The sequence below is a fragment of the Streptococcus sp. GMD4S genome (assembly GCF_000296955.1).
In genome coordinates this window covers 1-3,079 of sequence record NZ_AJRE01000468.1, presented here as the reverse complement: position 1 = coordinate 3,079, position 3,079 = coordinate 1, and the positions used below count along the sequence as shown (strand labels likewise).

Genomic DNA, 3,079 nt, shown 5'->3' with positions numbered 1-3,079 from the left:
GTTGGAGTCACTTCTGCAGCAATACCTGAAGGAGTTTCCTCGATAGAACCAACCAATTTCACTACATAGCCAAGGTCTTGGGCTACAGCTACGTCTTCTGGTGTGATGTTACGGATTCCCTTGTGGGCTACATCGTCAAAGGCAACCTTCATACCAAAAGCAAACTGGCTCAAAATCACCATCTTGTAGGCTGCGTCAATCCCATCCACGTCATTTGTAGGGTCGCTTTCTGCAAAACCAAGTCTTTGTGCTTCAGCCAGAGCATCATCGTAAGACCAGCCTTCTTCGACCATCTTGGTCATCATGAAGTTGGAAGTTCCGTTAACGACACCAAGAACGCGCGTAATTTTGTCAGAAGCTAATGAATTTGCCAAAGTACGAAGAATTGGAATCCCACCAGCAACTGCTGCTTCGTAGTAAAGTGCTACCTTATGCTCTTTAGCGATTTCTAGCAATTCTGCACCATGGACAGCCAAAAGGTCCTTGTTAGCAGTAACAACGTGTTTCCCAGCTTCTAAGGCACGAGTGATAAAGGTCTTAGCTGGTTCGATACGCCCCATCAATTCCACTACAATAGTAATGTCCTTGTCTGATAAAATATCATCTACATTGGTCACAAAGTTAAAGTCATTTCCTGCTGCAAGCAAGCGGTTCTTTTCATCTTCATCCTTGACCAATACCTTGGCTACTTCAATCTCTGAATGAGCTGACTGAACGATTTTTTCTCCATTTTCCTTTAGTAGGAATGGCACACCACTTGCAACGGTACCAAATCCGAGTAAAGCAATTTTAACTGTCATGTTTGTCTCCTAGAAATTTTCTGATATAGCCATTATAACAGAATTTTGTGAAAATTCCTATTATAGTAAATCACTATTTCGATCTAGAAAAGAAAAAACGAATCCCATGATTCGTCTTTCTTGATAAATGAAAATTGATTTTAAAAATTATGAACGAATCTTTTGCAGACCGAGAACTGCGTCATGGTTAATCAATATTTGCCCATACTCTTGCAAAACGGAACGACTGATGTCACTGTCGTCTGCAAATTCACGCATACGAGCCAAGAGCCAGGCCGGATATGGACTAGGATGATTTTCTACATCGACTAAGATTGTCAAATAGTAGTGCCCATTCATCTTATAGAGCTCAGAGGTTTCCATCTGGTAGTTAACCGTCTTTGCAAAAGCAACTAAGTCAGCAAGGCTTGCAAAGCGCAGGATATAGTAGATATAAGGTTCTTTCTTACTCTCAGTCTCCTTGTCTGCCTGCTCTTGCTCTTCTGCCTTTGCTTCGACCTGCTCTAGAGATTGGATGGCCTCAATATCGTCCTTGGTCTTATCTGCAATGCTCTTTTCCAAGGTTTTGAGAAATTCATCTGGCGACATTTGGGCTAATTCTTCCATGTCTGGTAGATCCGCCAAATCTTCAAAATCCAGATTTTGGTCAATCTTGGATTTGGTCACAAAGACGTCGACCTTGTCTGGTTTTGGCGTTACACGAAAACTCAGCATGCCACTATCCAAGAAATTGTCTGGCATCTCTAACTCATCTAGAATAGCATAGAAAAACTCTTCAGTTTTTTCCTGAGGAACGAGAAAGTCTGCAATCTCCATTCCTCGGTCCATCAAATCATCTAAAGTCATTGTGATTTTCAGTGTTGTATCACTAATTTGTTTCATCTTCATATCTAGTAACCTCATACTTTCAGTCTATCTATTATACTAGATTTTTACGATTTTATCAAAAGAATGAAGCGAGAATGTGATATAATACTAGATATGATTTTAGATTTAAGAAAGAAAGTTCAATGAAAAATATAAAAGTAAATGCCTTGGCCAGCTTGCTGGTCAATATTCTCAATATCGTTTTTCCACTGATAACCAATCCTTATCTGACGCGGATTCTCAGCAAATCCAACTACGGTTATTTCAATACAGCTAATACCTGGGCAAGTTTCGTTATTCCACTAGCTGCCTTTGGAATATACAACTACGGGATTCGAGCTATTAGTAAGGTCAAGGATGACAAGAATAAAATCAACTACGTCTTTTCTAAGTTGTTTTATATCTCGGTTTTCACCTCTCTCCTGACGACAGGTATCTACTTCCTCATTATCTTCTTTGACACCAGCATTGAGAATCTGAAAGTCCTGTACTACATCCTAGGGGCCCAAGCACTCTTCCAATTTCTCAATATCGAATGGATGAACGAGGCTTATGAAAACTATGCCTTCATCCTCTATAAAACATTAATTATTCGAATTACCATGCTGGTCGCTATCTTCGCCTTTGTTAAAACGGCAGATGATATCGTTCCTTATGCTATCGTTATGACAGCGACCACTATCCTCAACTACCTGCTCAGTTTTCTTTGGATTAAGAGAGAAGTTTCTTTTGTTAAGATTGGTTTCGTCGAATTAGCTAAAGCTTCTAAACCACTCTTTACTATGCTTCTCCTAGCAAACGCTAATATGCTTTATACCTTGCTAGATAGAATGTTTATCACCAAGGGACCGGATGAGAACTATATTTCCTACTATACAATTGCCTATAGTATCGTCATGTTGATTGCCAGTGTCTTGAGTGGAGCTATCAACGTCAGTATTCCACGCCTTGGCTACTATCTCGGTAAAAAGGATTACAAGTCCTATAATTATCTCGTGAATCAAGCGGCATCCTTATTCTATTTCCTTATGGTTCCAACTAGTATCGGGATCATGATATTGGGACGGTACGCAACTGTTATTTATTCTTCTGAAAAATATCTTGAAGCGGGTATCGTAACTAGCGTCTTCGCTTTTCGTACCATCATTTGGGCTATAGAGTTGATTCTTGGTAAACAGATTATCTTTATCAACGACCATGAAAATCGCTTAACTGCCTTCTACTTCCTTGGTGGTGGGGCTAATATACTATTAAATAGCATCTTGTATTTCAATAATATTTTTGCACCTGAGTATTACATCGCTACGACCATTATCGCAGAAACTATCGTTGTTTTACTTGAAATTCATTTTATCAAGAAACACCAACTGATTAGTTTAAAAGAAATTTTTATAACCTTAACACGTTATAGC

Annotated in this window: 3 protein-coding genes; 1 reads left to right on the top strand and 2 read right to left on the bottom strand. The window is 39.3% G+C overall.

What is annotated here, in order from left to right:
• The coding region (locus tag GMD4S_RS11665; RefSeq protein ID WP_000216363.1) for a homoserine dehydrogenase at positions 1-800 on the bottom strand (800 nt) is incomplete at its 3' end.
• 147 nt (positions 801-947) lie between these two features.
• Positions 948-1,688, bottom strand: coding sequence for an adaptor protein MecA (gene mecA, locus GMD4S_RS11660; RefSeq protein ID WP_000782696.1), 741 nt, complete (start codon positions 1,686-1,688; stop codon positions 948-950).
• A gap of 122 nt (positions 1,689-1,810) precedes the next feature.
• Between mecA and GMD4S_RS11655 the strand changes: the two genes are divergently transcribed.
• Positions 1,811-3,079 (top strand): oligosaccharide flippase family protein (locus tag GMD4S_RS11655; protein WP_000789707.1); only part of this gene is annotated, 1,269 nt, incomplete at its 3' end.

What these genes read in the sequence shown, in the direction of transcription:
- mecA (WP_000782696.1), bottom strand. Translation starts at nt 1,688, where the DNA reads ATGAAGATGAAACAAATTAGTGATACAACACTGAAAATCACAATGACT.